We start from the raw sequence: 17,042 nt of genomic DNA, 5'->3' as shown, positions 1-17,042 counted from the left end.
CGGTCAGCTCTCCTCACGCGGCGTCGACGAGGACGGCACACTCGCCGCCTTCTCCAACTGGAACGCTTCGTTCCCCAGGCCGATACGGGCGTGCGTCCGGGGGCGCCGGGCGCGCAGCACGCGTCCGTGGACCAGCCCGACCAGGGCCGCCAGGCCGATGACGCCGGGCAGCACCCAGCTCAGCGCCGAGCCCTCGGCGCCGACCAGTACACCGAAGTCCTTGACCGCGTAGACCAGCACGGTCAGCAGGCCGAGCGCGGCCAGCCCGGCGGCCAGCAGCCGGCCCGCCTGCGCCCGGCCCGCGCCGCGCCGTACGAAGAAGGCGATGACGGCCACGGACGCGGTCGCCATCAGCAGGATCACACCGAGCGCGCCCACGTTGCCGCCCCAGGTGAACAGCCTGAGCACCGGGGTGGTGGGGTCGCCGGCGGGCGTCCGGTCGGTGAGCGCGAAGACGGTCACCACGGCGAACGAGACGACCGACTGGAGCAGCGAGCCGAGCGCGGGCGCGCCGCTGGACTTGGCGGTACGGCCGAGGGCGGCGGGCAGCAGTCCCTCGCGGCCCATGGCGAAGGCGTAACGGGCCACCACGTTGTGGAAGCTGAGCATCGAGGCGAAGATGCCGGTCACGAAGAACACATGCAGGATGTCGGCGAAGGTGCCGCCGAGCCGGGTCCCGGTGAGGGCGAAGATCAGGTTGGGACCTTCCTTGCCTGCGGTGGCCACGACGTGGTCCGGGCCGGTGGCGACGCCGACCAGCCAGGAGCTGAGCGCGAAGAAGACCGCGACGAAGCCGACGGCCAGGAACATCACCCGGGCCACCACCGTCTGCGGCCGGCTGGTCTCCTCGGCGTAGACGGGGGCCTGTTCGAAGCCGACGAACGCGGCGACGGCGAAGCACAGCGCGGTGCCCAGGCCCGCGCCGGCGAGCGTGGCCGGGTCGAAGGCGTGCAGCGACAGGCCCTGCGGGCCCGGCTGTGCGGCGAAGGCGATGTCGAAGACGACGATCAGGGCGACCTCGACGGCGAGCAGCACGCCGAGCACCTTGGCGTTCAGGTCGATCTTCAGCGCGCCGAGCACGCCGATGACCAGCACGCCGAGCAGGGCGGGCACCCACCAGGCGACGCCGACGCCCAGGTGCTTGTCGAGCAGCCCGGACACCTCGAAGCCGAAGATGCCGTAGATGCCGAACTGCAGGGCGCTGTAGGCGGCGAGGGCGACGAAGGAGGCGCCGGCGCCGGCCGTGCCGCCGAGGCCGCGTGCGATGTACGCGTAGAAGGCGCCGGCGTTGTGGACGTGCCGGCTCATCTCCGCGTAGCCGACGCTGAACAGCGCCATCACCACGCCCAGGATGACGAACAGCAGCGGCTGACCGACGATGCCCATGACCTGGTACGTGGTGACCATGACGCCGGCGACCACCATCAGGGGCGCGCTGGCGGCCAGCACGGACAGCAGCAGGCCCGGCGTGCCGATGCGGCCGGCGCGCAGGGCCCGCTCCTGGCCCTTGAACGTGCTGATCTCCCCGGGGCCGCCCGGCCTGCCGGTCCGTTGCGGATTGCCCGTGTTTCCCGTACTGCTCGTCAGCATGGCGCGGTGGTGTCCTTTCCGTGGAGCGCGGGCGGGGTGCGCTTCGTGCGGGGGCGTGCGTCGTGCTCGGCGTGGTGCCGGTGCTGCGTGCGTGGCGCGTGGTGCTGTGTGCGTGGCGCGTGGTGCTGTGTGCGTCGTACGGGCGCCCGGGGCGGCCGGGGACCGGCAGCCGGGCGCCGGGGTCAGGCGGTGTTGAAGGCGGTGTCGCGGGCGGCCTTGAAGGCCTTCCGGGCGTCCCGGTCCGGGTACGACCAGGGCGCGGCGGTGACGTGCGGGCCGATGCGGTGGAAGAGGGCGGCGGCCTCGGCCATCCTGCCCTCGTAGTACTTGGCGTGGGCGAGGAAGTTGAGGTCCACCTTGCGGCGCGGGTGGCCCTCGCCCTCCCACTCCAGCCACCAGTCGAAGGCCGCTTTCATGACCTGGCGCGCGCGGCGGGTTGACCAGTGCCCGGAGGCCGCGGGGTCCGCCGGTTCGAGGCCGGCTGCGGCCAGCGCGCGGTAGCGCTCCGCGTGCGCCACGACAGGCAGGATGGCCAGCGGCGAGTCGGCGGGGGCCTGTTCGGCGGCCCAGTACGCGAAGTCGTAGACCTGGTGCAGCGGGTCGGCGGCCCCGCCCTGCTGCTGCTCGGCCAGGCAGGCGGCCATCAGGTGGTGGGCGTGGTGGTGGTCCGGGTGCCGGGCGCGTACCTGGTCGAAGGCGTGCTCGCGCTCGTCGGGGGTGCCGGTGCGGCGGGCGAGGATCAGCATGCCCAGCCACGGTGTCGGGTCGCGGGGCGCCATGGAGGCGGCCAGGCGGCAGGCATCGCGCGCCGCGTCCCCGCTGCTCTTGCCGCGCAGCGCCTGGAAGACGAGGGCGCAGGCCAGCAGGGTCGCGGCGTCGGCGCTGTCGGGGTCGGCGAGCCGCCAGTCACCGGCCCAGGCGGCGCTGGCCGGACCCTCGGCGAGCACCACCAGCCGGTGGCCGCGCAGGTCCCAGTCCGTGCCGGTGTCGGCGAGCAGCGTCCGTACCCGGACCCAGCGGCCGTGCGCCAAGGCGTCTACGGAGGCGGCGAGTTCGGTGTCGTCCAGGGCCGGGTCGAGGAGCAGCGCGTCCTTGCGGCGGGAGCGGCCCAGGGGCGGGGGTGGCGGCGGGGTCACTGGCAGGAACACTCCACGACGCGCTTCACCTCCGGACGCGCCGCTTCCGGACGCGTGTGTGCAGAATCGGTGGACTGATCGACACCGGTTGGTCACGCACAGCAAAGCGGCAGGCACAGCATCGCGTCAAGGCCGTTCCGAGAATGACCGGAAACCCAACTGCCTTGCCCGTCAACACACTTGTCAACAAGCGCGGCACGGGCAGCGGGACTCCGTAAGGTGACCCGCCGGTAAACTCCCGACCCGGCACCCGGCACCCGGCACCCGGCACCCGGCACCCGGACCCAGCCTCCATACCCGGTGCCACGCCCGGCCCCCGCGCCCGGCGCCCCCCGGACCCGGCCCCCCCGTGCCCGGCCCCCGCGCCCGCGGCCCCCGTACCGCCCCGCACTCCCCCCGACCCGCACCCACCCCACCCGCTCAGCCCACCGCCTTGGCCGCCGCCCGCCCCGCCGTACGGCCCGAGAAGATGCAGCCGCCCAGGAAGGTGCCCTCCAGCGACCGATAGCCGTGCACCCCTCCGCCGCCGAAGCCCGCCGCCTCCCCGGCCGCGTACACGCCGGGCAGGGCCTCGCCGCTCTCGGTCAGCACCCGCGAGGACAGGTCCGTCTCCAGGCCGCCGAGCGTCTTGCGGGTGAGGATGCTCAGCCGGACGGCGATCAGCGGCCCGGCCTCGGGGTCCAGCAGCCGGTGCGGGGACGCGGTGCGGATCAGCCGGTCGCCCAGGTACCTGCGGGCGCCGCGCATGGCGGTGACCTGGAGGTCCTTGGTGAAGGAGTTGGTGATCTCGCGGTCCCGGGCGACGATTTCGCGCCGCAGCGCCGCCTCGTCGAGCAGCGGTTCCTTGGTCAGCTGGTTCATCCGCCGTACGAGGTCGCCGAGCGAGCGCTCGACGATGAAGTCCGCGCCCCGGTCCATGAACGCCTGGACCGGGCCCGGGGCGCCCGGCAGCGCCCGCCCGATCACGTCCCGGACGCTGCGCCCGGTCAGGTCCGGGTTCTGCTCGGACCCGGAGAGCGTGAACTCCTTCTCGATGATCTTCCGGGTGAGCACGAACCAGGTGTGGTCGTGGCCGGTGCGCATGATGTGTTCGAGGGTGCCGAGGGTGTCGAAGCCGGGGAAGAGCGGCACCGGCAGCCGCCTGCCGCGCGCGTCCAGCCACAGCGGGGACGGCCCGGACAGGATGCGGATGCCGTGCCGGGGCCAGACCGGGTTCCAGTTGTCGACGCCCTCGGTGTAGTGCCACATGCGGTCCCGGTTGATGATCCGGCCGCCGGCCGCCTCGGTGACGCCCAGCATCAGACCGTCCACGTGGGCGGGCACTCCGGACAGCATCCGCTCCGGCGGCCGGCCCAGCCGCTCGGGCCAGTTGGCGCGCACCAGGTCGTGGTTGCCGCCGATGCCGCCGGAGGTGATGATCACCGCCTGGGCGCGCAGTTCGAAGGCGCCGGCGACCTCCCGGCCGCTGGGCGTGCCGCGCTCGGCGTCCGACGGCTCCAGGACGTCGCCGGTGACGGTGTCGACGGCGCCCGCGCTGCGCGCCAGGCCGGTGACGCGGTGCCGGAAGCGCAGCTCCACCAGGCCGCGCGCCGCCCCGGCCCGCACCCGCCGGGCGAACGGCTCGACCAGGCCGGGGCCGGTGCCCCAGGTGATGTGGAAGCGGGGTACGGAGTTGCCGTGGCCGGTGGCCTCGTAGCCGCCGCGCTCGGCCCAGCCGACCACCGGGAAGAACCGTACGCCCTGCCGGTGCAGCCAGGCGCGCTTCTCCCCCGCCGCGAAGTCCACGTACGCCTCGGCCCACTTGCGCGGCCAGTGGTCCTCCGGGCGGTCGAAGCCGGCCGAGCCGAGCCAGTCCTGCCAGGCCAGCTCGTGGCTGTCGCGGATGCGCAGCCGCCGCTGCTCGGGCGAGTCGACGAGGAAGAGGCCGCCGAAGGACCAGTGCGCCTGGCCGCCGAGACCGCTCGCCGGCTCCTGCTCCAGGAGGATCACCTTGCGGCCGGCCTCGGCCAGCTCCGCGGTGGCCGCGAGACCCGCCAGCCCCGCTCCGACCACGATCACATCAGCGTCGTAGGCGCCATCGGTCATGTCTGCCCGTCTCTTCTGCTCGCCGCGGCACCGGGGGCCCGGCCGCCGTCGTGGCTACCGATCCTCAGCGCGTCCGTACCGCGCGTCAACCGCGTGTTCGGGTGTCGCCCGGACGGGTACCCGGGCGTGCCCGGTGCCCCCGGGCGGGCGGCGGGCCGCCGTACGGCTCACTATGCTCGGCCAAGTCCCCGTCTCCCCTGCCGACTTGAGGTGCGTGACGTGACGGTGTTCCTGCTGGCCGTGAGCGCGGCCGGCTGCCTGGGGTCCGGATTCGTCCTCCAGCAGGGCGCGGCCCAGCGGGCCCCGATGCAGGACTTCCTCTCCCTGCGGCTGCTGCTCGACCTCGCCCGGGTGCCGCGCTGGCTGGCCGGTATCGGCTTCATGGTGGCCGGCATGGCGCTGGGTGCGGCGGCGCTGGGCATGGGCGAGGTCAGCCTCGTCGAACCGCTGCTGGCCACGAACCTGCTGTTCGCGATGGCCCTGTCCCGGCGCCTCACCCGTCAGCGGCTGGGCCGCCGGGGCTGGGGCGGCCTGTGGCTGCTGGCGGGCGGGGTGACGGCGTTCATCGTGGCCGGTGAGCCGCACGGCGGCCGGAGCCCGGCCGGTCCGCTGCGGCACTGGCTGGTCATGGGCGCGGTCCTCGGCCTCGCGCTGCTGCTGGCGGCCTGCGCCAGGCGGGCGCGGATGAGCCGGGAGGCGGCGCTGCTGGGTGTCGCGGCGGGGCTGCTGTACGGCCTCCAGGACGCCCTGACCCGGATCAGCGGTGAACGGTTCGGGAGCGGCGGCTGGCCGGCGCTGCTCACCGGCTGGGAACCGTACGCGGTGCTCGCGCTGGGCGTCGTCGCGCTCGTACTGATCCAGAGCGCCTTCGAGACGGCGCCGCTGCGCATGTCGCTGCCCGCCCTGACGGCGGCCCAGCCGCTGGCGGGCATCGCCTGCGGAGTGGGCTTCCTGGGCGACCGTGTGAACCTGACCACCGGAGCGCTCACCTGGGAGGCGGCCGGGCTGGCGGCGGTCGTGACCGGCATCGTCCTGATCGGCGGCCATCCGGCGATGCCGGCGGGGGTGGCCGGACGGCCGGAGCGGGTGCCGGCGGTACGGGCGGGGTGAGGGACGGCGGACGGGTGCGGGGGCGCAGCGCGGCCGGGCGGGATTGTCATGATCGCGACAAAACGACTCCGTACACCGCGCCGCGAGATACCCCTTGACCAGGAGAAACAAGACCCGGCACCCCTTCCCCTTCAGCAGCCCGGCGCGCTTTCCTCTTCGTACGAACCCCGTACAAGCCACCCGAAGAGTGAGGCATGCCGTGAACGACGCCCGCGCCATCCCGGAACACGCCCGGAACGCCTGGTACGTGGACGACCGCTGCACCAACTGCGATGTCGCCCGGCAGCTCGCCCCGGAGCTGATCGCCGAGACCGGCGGACGCTCCGCGATCGTCCGGCAGCCACGTGACGCGGCGGAGGAACGGCTGCTGCACGCCGCCGCGTTCGCCTGTCCCACCCGCTCCATCCGGCACCCGTCCCGCCGGCTGGCCCCGGAGCTCGATCCGTTCCCGATGCGGCTCGACGACACCGACGTGCTGCTGTGCGGGCACAACTCGCAGCACACCGCCGGGGCCAACTCCTACCTCCTGCGGCGCCCCGGCGGCACGCAGATGATGGTGGACACACCGCGCTGGAGCGAACCGCTGGCCGCCCGGTACGAGGCGCTGGGGCCCGTCACCGATGTCCTGCTCACCCACCGGGACCACGTGGCGCACGGCCGCCGGTACGCCGACCGCTTCGGGGCCCGGCTGTGGATCCACGAGGGCGACCTGGACGCCGTACCGGACGCCGACCGCGTGCTGCGCGGCACGCGGAGCGCGGAGATCGCCGACGGCGTGTACGCCCACCCGCTCCCCGGCCACACCCGGGGCAGCGTCCTCTACGTCGCCGACGAGCGGTACTGCTTCAGCGGCGACAGCTTCTACTGGTCGCGCACGACCGGCGACATCGAGGTGGCGGACAGCGTCACCTGGTACTCCATCGAGGAACTGGCCGCTTCCCTGGCCCGCACCGCCGTCGGGCTGCGCTTCGAGTGGCTGCTGCCCGGCCACGGCGACCGTACGCACCTGCCCGCCGCCGAGATGGCCGAGCGCGTACGGCGGCTGGCCGAGCGCACGCGTGAACTGCGCCCGCGTCCGGTGGACTTCACGGCGGTGCGGTGGTGAACCGGACGGTGTCGCTGACACGCGCGGCCGGGGCCCACCGCGCCCCGGCCCCGGCGGGCTGATTGCATGGGGGCATGGACCCACAACAGCAACTGAGCGCGGACGAGATCGTCGACATCGTCAACGAGAGCGACGAGGTCGTGGGGCAGGCCCGGCGCGGCGACGCCTACGCCCACCGGCTGCGGACCCGGTGCGCGTTCATCCTCGCCCGCGACGCCGAGGACCGGGTCTTCGTGCACCGCCGCACCGCGCAGAAGCTGGTGTTCCCCTCGCACTACGACATGTTCGTCGGCGGGGTGGTCGGCGCGGGCGAGACGTACGACGAGACCGCGCTGCGCGAGGCGGAGGAGGAACTGGGCGTGAGCGGCCTGCCCCAGCCGGTCCCGCTGTTCAAGTTCCTGTACGAGACGCCCGAGCACACCTGGTGGTCGGCGGTCTACGAGGTGCGCTGCACGCTGCCCGTACGGCCGCAGGAGTCGGAGGTGGACTGGTACGCCTTCCTCACCGACGCGGAGCTGGAACAGCGCATTCCGGAGTGGGAGTGGACGCCGGACGGCATGGCCGCCTACGAGCGGCTGCTGGCGTGGCGGGCGGAGCGGGACGGGTAGCCGCCGGGCCGTGCGGGACAGGGGCCGCCGGGCCTTTTGCGGGCATGACAGGTGGCCGCCGGGCCGTGCGGGACAGGGGGCCGCTGAACGGCACCGGCAGCGCGGCCGTCCGTGCGGCACCGCGTAGGGTTCTGGCCATGATCCTCACCGACAGGCTGCGGTCGATCGGCGCGGGCGTCCGGCTGTGGTTCACGCCCGCGCGCGTCCGCGAGGAGGGCACGACCCCCGACTACCGCTTCTCGCTCGCCAACGAGCGCACCTTCCTGGCCTGGCTGCGGACCGGGCTGGCGCTGGTGGGCGGCGGGTTCGCGGTGGACCAGTTCCTGCCCCGGCTGCACGACGCGCTGCGGGTGACGTGCACCGTCGTGCTGCTGGTGGGCGGCGCGCTGTGCGCGGTGCGGGCGGTCAACCACTGGGTGCGCTGCGAGCGGGCGATGCGGCGCGGCGAGGATCTGCCCGCGTCCCGCTTCCCGGCCGTGCTGGCGGTCGCCGTGGGCCTGCTGGCGGCGGCGATGGTGGTGCTGGTCGCCATCGGCTGGACGCGCTGACCGATGGCCGGCCCGCCCCGCCGTGAACAGCCGTGCCCGGACCGGGACCCGGGTCTGCAACCGGAGCGCACCCGGCTCGCCTGGCGGCGCACCACCCTGTCCTGCACGGTGGTCGCGGTCCTCGCGGGCCGCCAGGTGGTGCAGCACCGCGACCCGGGCCCGGTCGTGATCGTGGCGGTCGCGCTGGTGCTGCTGGTGTGGATCGCGTTCATGGCGGCGGCGCACGTACGGATGCGGGCGATGTGCGACAGCCGTCCGCCGGTCCTGTCCGCCCGTACGGCACTGGTCCTGGTGGCCTGCACGTGTGCGCTGGCGGTGCTGGGCGGGACGATCCTGGTCTGAGCCGGTGTCCACGGCGATCCTGGTCCGAGCCGGCGTCGGCCCGCCCGGGCGCCGGTCCCGGACCTCTCCGCCGCCCTCCTGGCGCCGTGGCCGAGATTCCCCCGCCACCCCCTGGACGCCATACCGACTAGTCGGCATGATCGTACCGGCCGCCCGACCGGGGCGACCGCCCCTTTCCGTACGGAGGAGCACGATGAGCGACGGCACCCCTCCCCCGCGGCCCCCGGCGCGGCCGGGCCCACCGGGGCTCGATCTGGAGCGGCTGCGGGAGCATCTGGACCGGGAGCGCCCCGGCACGGTGCGGGGCCCGCTGGACGCCGAGCTGATCGAGGGCGGCCGGTCCAACCTCACCTACCGGATCACCGACGGCGCCGGCCAGTGGGTCGTCCGCCGCCCGCCGCTCGGCCATGTGCTGGCCACCGCGCACGACATGCGGCGCGAGTTCCGGGTGATCAGCGCGCTGCACCCGACGGCGGTGCCGGTGCCCGGGACGCTGCTGCTGTGCGAGGACGAGGCGGTCGTCGGGGCGCCGTTCTACGTGATGGAGCTGGTGGCGGGCACGCCGTACCGTACGGCGGAACAGCTCGCCGCGCTGGGCCCGGAGCGGACCCGTGGTGTGGTGCTCTCCCTCGTGGACACGCTGGTGGCGCTGCACGCCGTGGACCCGGCGGCGGTCGGCCTGACCGACTTCGGGCGGCCGGACGGCTTCCTGGAGCGGCAGCTGCGCCGCTGGGGCAAGCAGCTGGCGGCGTCGCGCAGCCGCGACCTGCCGGGCATCGACGCGCTGCACGAGGCGCTGGGCGCGGCGCTGCCCGCCTCCCCCGCGCCCGCCGTCGTACACGGCGACTACCGGCTGGACAACGTACTGGTGGGCGCGGACGACCGGATCACGGCGGTGCTGGACTGGGAGATGTCCACCCTCGGCGATCCGCTGACCGATCTCGGCCTGCTGGTGATGTACAGCGAGCAGGAGGACGTGCCCGGCTCCCCGATCGCCACCACCCGCGGCGCGCCCGGCCATCCGGAGCCCGCCGAGCTGATCGAGCGGTACGCGGCCGGGTCCGGCCGGGACGTGTCCGGCATCGCCTGGTACACGGCGTTCGCGTACTTCAAGCTCGCGGTGATCCTGGAGGGCATCCACTACCGCTACACCCTCGGGCAGACCGTCGGCGCGGGCTTCGACCGGATCGGCGAGCTGGTGCCGGTCTTCATCGACCGCGGCCGGGCCACGCTCGACACCCTGACGACGACCGCCGAGGAAGGCTGAGGCACGCCGATGGACTTCGCATTCGACGCCCGCACCGAAGAGCTGCGGGACAGGCTGCTGGCCTTCATGGACGAGCACGTGTACCCGGCCGAGCCGGTCGCCGACGAGCAGCGGGCGGCACTCGCCTCGCCGTGGGACACCCCGCAGGTCGTGGAGGACCTCAAGGCCGAGGCCCGCAAACAGGGGCTGTGGAACCTGTTCCTGCCCGACGACGAGTACGGCGCCGGCCTGACCAACCTCCAGTACGCGCCGCTCGCCGAGATCACCGGCCGCAGCCCGCAGCTGGCGCCCACCGCGCTGAACTGCGCGGCGCCGGACACCGGGAACATGGAGGTGCTGGCGCAGTTCGGCTCGGAGGAACAGAAGAAGCAGTGGCTGCGGCCGCTGCTGGCGGGCGAGATCCGGTCGGCGTTCGCGATGACCGAGCCCGATGTGGCCTCCTCGGACGCCACGAACATCGAGACCCGCATCGAGCGTGACGGCAAGGATTACGTCATCAACGGCCGCAAGTGGTACATCTCCGGCGCGATGCACCCGCTGTGCCGGATCTTCATCGTGATGGGCAAGACCGACCCGGACGGTACGGACGTACGCCGCCAGCAGTCGATGGTGCTGGTCCCGCGCGACACCCCGGGCCTCGAAGTCCGCCGCGCCATGCGGGTGTACGGCTACGAGGACCACTACCACGGCGGCCACGCCGAGGTCGTGTTCCACGACGTCCGAGTGCCCGCGGCGAACCTGATCGGCGAGGAGGGCGGCGGCTTCGGCATCGCGCAGGCCCGGCTCGGGCCCGGCCGCATCCACCACTGCATGCGGCTGATCGGGATGGCCGAGCGCGCCATCGAGCTGATGTGCCGACGCGCGGTGTCCCGTACGGCGTTCGGCAAGCCGCTGGCGCGCCAGGGCGTCGTCCAGCAGTGGATCGCCGACGCGCGGGTGGCCGTGGAGCAGCTGCGGCTGCTGGTGCTGAAGACCGCGTGGCTGATGGACACCATGGGCAACAAGGGCGCGCACACGGAGATCCAGGCCATCAAGATCGCCACCCCGCGTACGGTCGTGGACATCCTCGACCGGGCCGTGCAGCTGCACGGCGCCGGCGGGGTGAGCCAGGACTTCCCGCTGGCGGAGCTGTGGGCGGCGGCCCGCACGCTGCGGCTCGCGGACGGGCCGGACGAGGTGCACCAGCGGTCGCTGGCGCGGCGGGAGCTGAAGGCCCATATGTGACGCTGGACCCGCATCCGTTCCCTGACTAAAGTCAGAGAATGGATGCGGCACAGATCGAGCAGGTGCGGCGCTTCAACCGCACCGTCACCGAACGCGTGGGCGTGCTCCACGACCACTACCTCGGCCGCGACCGGCCCATCGGCGAGGCGCGGCTGCTCTGGGAGATCGGCGAGCACGGCCAGGACGTACGGCACCTGCGCGAACGCCTCGGGCTCGACTCCGGTTACGTGAGCCGGCTGCTGCGCGCCCTGGAGGCCGACGGTCTGGTGACGGTCCGGCCGCAGCCCCGGGACCGGCGGGTACGCACCGTCCGGCTCACCGAAGCGGGCCGCGCGGAGCACGCCGCGCTGGACGACCGCAGCGACGAGCTGGCCAGCTCCCTGCTGGCACCGCTCAACGCCGGCCAGCGCGCCCGGCTGGTCGCCGCCATGGCCGAGGTCGAGCGGCTGCTGACCGCCACGACGGTCACCCTGGACGCCGTCGACCCGGCCCACCCCGACGCGCGGCACTGCCTGACGGCCTACGCCGCCGAGATGCGGGAGTGCTTCGAGACCGGTTTCGACCCCGCCCGGAGCCTGCTGCCCGACGCGGGTGAACTCCGGCCGCCGAACGGCCTGTTCCTCGTCGCCCGGCTGCACGGAGCGCCCGTCGGCTGCGCCGGCCTCAAACTGCCGCCCGGCGCCCCGGCCGAGGTCAAACGCATGTGGGTGGCCCCCGAGGCCCGGCGGCTCGGCCTCGGCCGCCGTCTGCTGGGCGAGTTGGAGGCACGGGCCGCCCAGCACGGCCGCGGCCTACTGCGCCTGGACACCAACAAGGCGCTCAGCGGCGCGATCGACCTGTACCGCTCGTACGGCTTCGCGGAGGTCCCGGCCTTCAACGACGAGCCGTACGCGCATCACTGGTTCGAGAAGCGGGTCGGCGGGGGCTGAGCGCCCTCGGAGCCGGTCCCGGACGGCTCTCACGGCCGCAGTGCCCGCAGCAGCAGGTCGGCGAGGTGGTCGGCGACCTGCTGCGGGGTGAGCGGGCCGTCCTCGCGGTACCAGGTGCCGAGGTGGTGCACCGAACCGAAGTGGTAGTCCACGACCAGGTCGGCCGGGGTGGCGGTGCTGAACACCCCGGTGCGCTGGCCCTCTTCGACCAGTGCGCGGAACCGCTCGTGGTAGCGCCGCCGCTCGGCCCGTACCTGCTTGTCCTTCTCGGGCGAGAGGTGGTGCATCGAGCGGAAGAAGATCTTCGTGTCGTCGAGGTTCTCGATGGTGGTGACCACGACGTCCGCCGCCGCGTCGCGCAGCCGCCGTTCCACCGGCGCGTCGGCGTCCGCGAAGTGGTCCAGGCGCTCCTGCTGGAGCCGCAGCACCCGTCCGTAGACCTCGTGGAGCAGGTCGTCCTTGGAGCCGAAGTAGTGGTACAGGGCGCCCTTGGTGACGCCGGCGGCCTCGACGATCTCCTGGACGGAGGTGCGGTCGTAGCCCCGCTCGGCGAAGAGCCGGGTGGCGGTGGCCAGCAGCCGCTGCGCCACGGGTCTGGCGCTCCCGGAACTCCCGGCGCTCCCGGTATTTCCGGACGTTCCGGTACTCCCGCCGTCCGTCGTGCCGGCCATCGCCCTCACCTGTCCCTCGTGCGTCGTCGTACGTCGTGTGCTCGCGCGGTGCCCCCGCGGGCGCGGTCAGCCGCGCCCGCGCAGTTCCCGCCTGAGGATCTTGCCACTGGTCGTCTTCGGCAGCTCGGGCAGGATCTCCACCTGGCGCGGATACTTGTACGCGGCCAGCCGCTCCTTGCAGTACCCGGCCAGCTCGGCCGGCTCCGCGTGCCGGCCCGGCCGCAGGCTGACATACGCCTTCACCGACTCGCCCCGGTAGGCGTCCGGCACACCGACCACCGCCGCCTCGCGCACCGCGGGATGGCCGTACAGCACGTCCTCGACCTCCCGGGGCCACACCTTGAAGCCGGACGCGTTGATCATGTCCTTCTTGCGGTCCACGACGTACAGCCAGCCGGCCAGGTCCATGAAGCCGATGTCGCCGGTGCGCAGTTCACCGTCCGGCAGGGCCTCGGCGGTGGCGTCCGGGCGGCGCCAGTAGCCGGGCACCACCTGCGGGCCGCGCACCGCGATCTCGCCCTGCTCCCCGAACGGCACGTCCCGCCCCTGGTCGTCGATGATCCGGATGACCGTGTCCGGGCCCGGCACGCCGACCGCGAGGGTGCCGGAGGCCGGGTCGACGGGCGCCTCGCGGCCGGGCGGGACGCTGGCGCAGGGGGCGGTGCACTCGGTCAGCCCGTAGCCGTTGTGCAGGTACGGGCCGAAGTCCGCGCGGAACTTCTCGACCAGCGCGGGCGGCAGCGGCGCCCCGCCCGAGGAGAGGGAGGAGAAGGACGCGAAGTGGTCGCGGGTGACCGCCGGGTGGGCCGCAAGCGCCATATAGGCGGTGGACGGGCCGACCGTGTACGCGGGCCGGTGCTCCAGGAAGGCGTCGAGGACGACGCCCGGCTCGAAGCGGTGGGCGAGCGCGAGGGTGCCGGCGTTGGCGAAGCAGGCGGCGAGTTCGCAGACCATGCCGGTGATGTGGAACAGCGGGGCCAGCGCGAAGTAGGTGGCGCCGGCGGGCAGGCCCAGGCCGGTGCGCTGCCGCTCGGCGTTGTAGGCGATGTTGCCGTGGGTGTTGGTGGCGCCCTTGGGGGTGCCGCTGGTGCCGGAGGTGTAGCTGATGAGGGCGGTGTCACCGGCGTCCGGCCCGGCCACGCCGGGCGGCCGTCCCTCGTACGCGCGGGCCGCCGCCAGCAGGTCGTCGGCGCCCTCGCGCGGCCCGAGCCGCTCACCGCGCAGCACCCGCGCGTCGTCCCGCGTCTGGAGGTCCCGCTCGCAGGCGGTCAGGGCGATCCGCACGGAGGGCGCGGCGGTGGCCGTCGTCCGCAGGAAGGCGTCCCAGGTGCGGTCGGCGCAGACGACCGCGGTGACCTCGGCGTCCGTGAGGATGTGCGTCATCTCGGCGGACTTGTACATGGGGTTGACGGGGACGACGATGCCGCCCGCCTTCCAGGCGCCGAGCAGCGCGAGGGCGAAGTGCGGGGTGTTCTGGAGCATGATCGCGGCGCGGTCCCCGGGCCGGAAACCGCGCGCCGCCAGGTGCCCGGCCACACCGTCGCTGAGCGCGTCGGCCTCGGCGTACGACAGCCGGCCGTCGAAGTAGGCGAGGGCGGTGCGGTCCGGTGCGCGGCGGGCCGCGTCCCGGAAGGCGTGCAGGGCGGAGGGGGGCGGGTGCACGGGGGCGCGCTGGGCGTCGGTGAGCTGGGCGAGCCAGGGCTTGTCCTGGTAGGAGGTCATCGGGCCGTCCTTTCGGCTGTGGAGGCACCGGTTGTGGGGGCGTCGGCCGTGGGGGCGTCGGCCGCCGGGACACCGGCCGCGGGTGCGTAAGCCACCGGGGCACCGGCCGCGGGGGCACCGGCCGCGGGCTCCGCGACGGCCTCCGGCCGCCCGGCGCCTTCCAGCTTCCGCTGGAGGCGGTTCATGCCGCCCAGCCACCGCTCGGTGTCGCCCGCCCGCGCGCTGTAGTACTCCCCCACCTCTGGGTGCGGCAGCACCAGGAACCGCTCCTCCGCCATCGCCGCGAAGAGCGCGTCGGCGACGGCGGCGGGCTCGATCGCGGTCGGGGTGAGCACCAGTTCCCCGGCCGCGCCGGTGGCCGCGAGCATGTCGGTGCGCACTCCCTGCGGACAGATGGCGTGCACGGCTATCCCGCGGTGCCGGTACGTCAGCGACAGCCACTCCGCGAAGGCGTACGCGCCGTGCTTGGTGACGCTGTACGGGGCCGCTCCCACCATGGTCAGCAGGCCCGCCGCGGACACGGTGGACACGAACCGGCCCGCGCCGCGCTCCAGCCACTCGGGCAGCAGCGCGCGGGCGGCCCGTACGTGGGCCATCACGTTGACGTCCCAGGCCAGTTCCCACGCGTCGTCCGGCGCCTCGGGCCCGCCGCCGGTGCCGACCCCGGCGTTGGCACAGAAGATGTCGACGGTCCCGCCGAGCGCTTCACGGGCGGCGGGCACCACGGTGGAGGCGTCCCCGGGCACGGCGACCGCGCCGATCTCCCGCGCGGTCGCCCCGGCCTTCGCGGCGTCCAGATCGTTGACCGCCACCCGCGCCCCTTCGGCGGCGAAGCGGCGGGCCAGTGCGGCGCCGATGCCACCGCCCGCCCCGGTCACCACGACTGTCCTGTCCCGTACGGCTTCCACCTGCGGTCTCCTTCGGTCGCCCGTGATGGGTCGGTCGTGATGGGCCGGTCGTGACGGGGCGCCCGTGACCGGTCGGTTGTGATCGACGGCCCGCGACCGGTCGCCCCGGATCCGTCGTCGTGGACCCGCCGTCCTCGACCCGTCGTCCTCGATCCGTCACCCCTGACACGACTGCCAGGCAGACTAACCAGTCGGTATGGCACAGCGGAAGGGCGCGGGCCCGTCCGTGCGCCGGACACGCCGGACGGCGCGCGGCACGCCGTCCGGCGCGTTCCCCCGGCGGCCGCCGGGCGTTAGCGTGCGCACGACACTGGCCGGACGGCGGAGGTGGACGCATGACCCTGTCCAGACGGAATCTGCTGACCGCTACGGCGGTCACGAGCATGGCGGGTGCGATGGGTGCGACGGCGATGACGGGCGAGGCGGCCGCGGCGTACGGGGGCCCGGACGCCGGTGTGACGGGAGCCTTCGGGCGAGGCCCCCGCCCCCGGGTCCGCACCGGCTTCGACCGCCTCGCCGCCGACGGCTACGCCCTCCTGTCCGGCCGCCGGACCGGCGTCGTCACCAACCCCACCGGCGTCACCCCGGACGTACGCCACATCGTGGACGTGATGCACGCCGACGAACGGGTGGACCTGGCCGCCGTCTTCGGCCCCGAGCACGGCTTCCGGGGCACGGCGCAGGCGGGCGGCTCGGAGGGCAGCTACGAGGACCCGGCCACCGGCCTGCCCGTCCACGACACGTACGGCAAGAGCGGCCGGGCGCTGGCGGACATCTTCACCCGGTCCGGGGTGGACACGGTCGTCTTCGACATCCAGGACGTCGGCGCGCGCTTCTACACCTACATCTGGACGCTGTACGACTGCATGGTCGCGTCCGTCCTCGCGGGCAAGCGCTTCGTCGTCCTCGACCGCCCCAACCCTGTGACGGGCCGCGCCGCCTCCGGCCCCGTGCTGGACCGCGCGCAGGCGTCCGGCGTGGGCCGCGAACCGATCGCCCTCGCCCACGGAATGACCGTGGCCGAACTCGCCGCCCTCTTCAACACCGAGTTCGTGCCCCGCGCGGCGGGCCGGCCGGCCGACCTCGAAACCGTCCTGATGAAGGGCTGGCGGCGCTCGGACTTCTTCGACGCGACCCGCCTCCCGTGGGTCCCGCCCAGCCCCAACATGCCCACCCCGGACACCGCCCTGGTCTACGCGGGCACCTGTCTCTTCGAAGGCACCAACCTCTCCGAGGGCCGCGGCACCACCCGCCCCTTCGAACTGCTCGGCGCGGACGGCATCGACCGCCGCTGGTCCGCCGCGATCAACACCCTCGCCGCGGACATCGGTCTCCCCGGCGTCCGCTTCCGCGAGGCGTACTTCGCCCCCGCCTTCTCCAAGTTCCAGGGCAAGACCATCGGCGGCGTGCAGCTCCACGTCCACGACCGCGAGAGCTTCGACCCGGTCCGTACCGGCATCGCCCTCCTGATCACCGCGAAGCGGACCTGGCCCGGCTTCGCCTGGCGCCCGGACCGCTGGATCGACAAGCTCACCGGCACCCCACGCGTCCGCACGATGATCGACGCGGGCGCCGGGGTGGAGGAGGTGGTCGCGGCCTGGCAGGAGGACTTGGCGGGCTTCCGGCGGACGCGGCGGGAGTACTTGCGCTACCGGTGAGCCCGCGACGCCCCCACGGTCCGCGCACGTGGCGCGCGACACGATGCCCACGGGTGGCACGCTCGACGCAATGCCCATCAGTGGCGCTCGACGCAATGCCCACTGGTGGCGCCCGAGACGTACGGCCATGGTGGAACCC

The 17,042-nt window shown here is 73.9% G+C and carries 14 protein-coding genes and 1 pseudogene; 9 read left to right on the top strand and 6 right to left on the bottom strand.

What is annotated here, in order from left to right; genetic code table 11:
* Window positions 1-3: 3 nt before the first annotated feature.
* The 3 genes from CP973_RS13520 to CP973_RS13505 form a co-directional block, all read right to left on the bottom strand.
* Window positions 4-1,590: an APC family permease gene (locus CP973_RS13520; RefSeq protein WP_244409464.1), complete on the bottom strand. Its 1,587-nt coding sequence runs from the start codon at window positions 1,588-1,590 to the stop codon at window positions 4-6.
* Between the two features lie 182 nt (window positions 1,591-1,772).
* On the bottom strand, window positions 1,773-2,726 hold the full coding sequence (locus tag CP973_RS13515) for a hypothetical protein (RefSeq protein WP_150240513.1): 954 nt from the start codon (window positions 2,724-2,726) through the stop codon (window positions 1,773-1,775).
* Between the two features lie 420 nt (window positions 2,727-3,146).
* Window positions 3,147-4,811, bottom strand: a complete 1,665-nt coding sequence (locus CP973_RS13505) for an FAD-binding dehydrogenase (protein WP_150240511.1) — start codon at window positions 4,809-4,811, stop codon at window positions 3,147-3,149.
* Window positions 4,812-5,030: 219 nt separating this feature from the next.
* On the opposite strand from CP973_RS13505, the gene CP973_RS13500 reads away from it, so the two are divergent.
* From CP973_RS13500 to CP973_RS13465, 8 genes are all read left to right on the top strand, one after another.
* Complete coding sequence (locus tag CP973_RS13500; protein WP_150240509.1) at window positions 5,031-5,921, top strand: DMT family transporter; 891 nt, start codon at window positions 5,031-5,033, stop codon at window positions 5,919-5,921.
* A gap of 199 nt (window positions 5,922-6,120) precedes the next feature.
* Window positions 6,121-7,026, top strand: coding sequence for an MBL fold metallo-hydrolase (locus CP973_RS13495; protein ID WP_244409462.1), 906 nt, complete (start codon window positions 6,121-6,123; stop codon window positions 7,024-7,026).
* A gap of 74 nt (window positions 7,027-7,100) precedes the next feature.
* On the top strand, window positions 7,101-7,634 hold the full coding sequence (locus tag CP973_RS13490) for an NUDIX hydrolase (protein ID WP_150240507.1): 534 nt from the start codon (window positions 7,101-7,103) through the stop codon (window positions 7,632-7,634).
* A 137-nt stretch (window positions 7,635-7,771) separates the two neighbouring features.
* Complete coding sequence (locus CP973_RS13485; protein WP_150240505.1) at window positions 7,772-8,182, top strand: YidH family protein; 411 nt, start codon at window positions 7,772-7,774, stop codon at window positions 8,180-8,182.
* A gap of 3 nt (window positions 8,183-8,185) precedes the next feature.
* Window positions 8,186-8,524, top strand: coding sequence for a DUF202 domain-containing protein (locus tag CP973_RS13480; RefSeq protein ID WP_150240503.1), 339 nt, complete (start codon window positions 8,186-8,188; stop codon window positions 8,522-8,524).
* 193 nt (window positions 8,525-8,717) lie between these two features.
* Window positions 8,718-9,791: a phosphotransferase family protein gene (locus CP973_RS13475; protein WP_150240501.1), complete on the top strand. Its 1,074-nt coding sequence runs from the start codon at window positions 8,718-8,720 to the stop codon at window positions 9,789-9,791.
* A 9-nt stretch (window positions 9,792-9,800) separates the two neighbouring features.
* The gene (locus CP973_RS13470; protein WP_150240499.1) at window positions 9,801-11,015 is read left to right on the top strand and encodes an acyl-CoA dehydrogenase family protein; all 1,215 of its coding nucleotides are present in this window, start codon (window positions 9,801-9,803) and stop codon (window positions 11,013-11,015) included.
* 38 nt (window positions 11,016-11,053) lie between these two features.
* Window positions 11,054-11,944, top strand: coding sequence for a bifunctional helix-turn-helix transcriptional regulator/GNAT family N-acetyltransferase (locus CP973_RS13465; protein ID WP_150240497.1), 891 nt, complete (start codon window positions 11,054-11,056; stop codon window positions 11,942-11,944).
* 29 nt (window positions 11,945-11,973) lie between these two features.
* Here the strand turns inward: CP973_RS13465 and CP973_RS13460 are convergent, their stop codons facing one another.
* The 3 genes and pseudogenes from CP973_RS13460 to CP973_RS13450 form a co-directional block, all read right to left on the bottom strand.
* Window positions 11,974-12,615, bottom strand: a complete 642-nt coding sequence (locus CP973_RS13460) for a TetR/AcrR family transcriptional regulator (RefSeq protein WP_244409460.1) — start codon at window positions 12,613-12,615, stop codon at window positions 11,974-11,976.
* A 66-nt stretch (window positions 12,616-12,681) separates the two neighbouring features.
* Complete coding sequence (locus CP973_RS13455; RefSeq protein ID WP_150240493.1) at window positions 12,682-14,337, bottom strand: class I adenylate-forming enzyme family protein; 1,656 nt, start codon at window positions 14,335-14,337, stop codon at window positions 12,682-12,684.
* A 158-nt stretch (window positions 14,338-14,495) separates the two neighbouring features.
* Window positions 14,496-15,245: pseudogene (locus CP973_RS13450) on the bottom strand (SDR family oxidoreductase); the annotation flags it as partial.
* Between the two features lie 335 nt (window positions 15,246-15,580).
* Here CP973_RS13450 and CP973_RS13445 point away from each other — a divergent pair.
* Window positions 15,581-16,903 carry a DUF1343 domain-containing protein gene (locus CP973_RS13445; RefSeq protein ID WP_150240490.1) on the top strand — a complete coding sequence of 441 codons (1,323 nt, stop codon included), beginning with the start codon at window positions 15,581-15,583 and terminating at the stop codon, window positions 16,901-16,903.
* Window positions 16,904-17,042: the final 139 nt, after the last annotated feature.

Origin of the sequence: Streptomyces albofaciens JCM 4342 (assembly GCF_008634025.1) — a bacterium.
Classification (GTDB): Bacteria; Actinomycetota; Actinomycetes; order Streptomycetales; family Streptomycetaceae; genus Streptomyces; species Streptomyces albofaciens.
Note: the sequence above shows the minus strand (reverse complement) of the source record. Positions and strands in the feature narration are given on the sequence as shown.

What these genes read in the sequence shown, in the direction of transcription:
- CP973_RS13490 (WP_150240507.1), top strand. Translation starts at nt 7,101, where the DNA reads ATGGACCCACAACAGCAACTGAGCGCGGACGAGATCGTCGACATCGTC.
- CP973_RS13480 (WP_150240503.1), top strand. Translation starts at nt 8,186, where the DNA reads ATGGCCGGCCCGCCCCGCCGTGAACAGCCGTGCCCGGACCGGGACCCG.
- CP973_RS13455 (WP_150240493.1), bottom strand. Translation starts at nt 14,337, where the DNA reads ATGACCTCCTACCAGGACAAGCCCTGGCTCGCCCAGCTCACCGACGCC.
- CP973_RS13485 (WP_150240505.1), top strand. Translation starts at nt 7,772, where the DNA reads ATGATCCTCACCGACAGGCTGCGGTCGATCGGCGCGGGCGTCCGGCTG.
- CP973_RS13520 (WP_244409464.1), bottom strand. Translation starts at nt 1,590, where the DNA reads ATGCTGACGAGCAGTACGGGAAACACGGGCAATCCGCAACGGACCGGC.
- CP973_RS13445 (WP_150240490.1), top strand. Translation starts at nt 15,581, where the DNA reads ATGACCCTGTCCAGACGGAATCTGCTGACCGCTACGGCGGTCACGAGC.
- CP973_RS13475 (WP_150240501.1), top strand. Translation starts at nt 8,718, where the DNA reads ATGAGCGACGGCACCCCTCCCCCGCGGCCCCCGGCGCGGCCGGGCCCA.
- CP973_RS13505 (WP_150240511.1), bottom strand. Translation starts at nt 4,811, where the DNA reads ATGACCGATGGCGCCTACGACGCTGATGTGATCGTGGTCGGAGCGGGG.
- CP973_RS13465 (WP_150240497.1), top strand. Translation starts at nt 11,054, where the DNA reads ATGGATGCGGCACAGATCGAGCAGGTGCGGCGCTTCAACCGCACCGTC.
- CP973_RS13460 (WP_244409460.1), bottom strand. Translation starts at nt 12,615, where the DNA reads ATGGCCGGCACGACGGACGGCGGGAGTACCGGAACGTCCGGAAATACC.
- CP973_RS13470 (WP_150240499.1), top strand. Translation starts at nt 9,801, where the DNA reads ATGGACTTCGCATTCGACGCCCGCACCGAAGAGCTGCGGGACAGGCTG.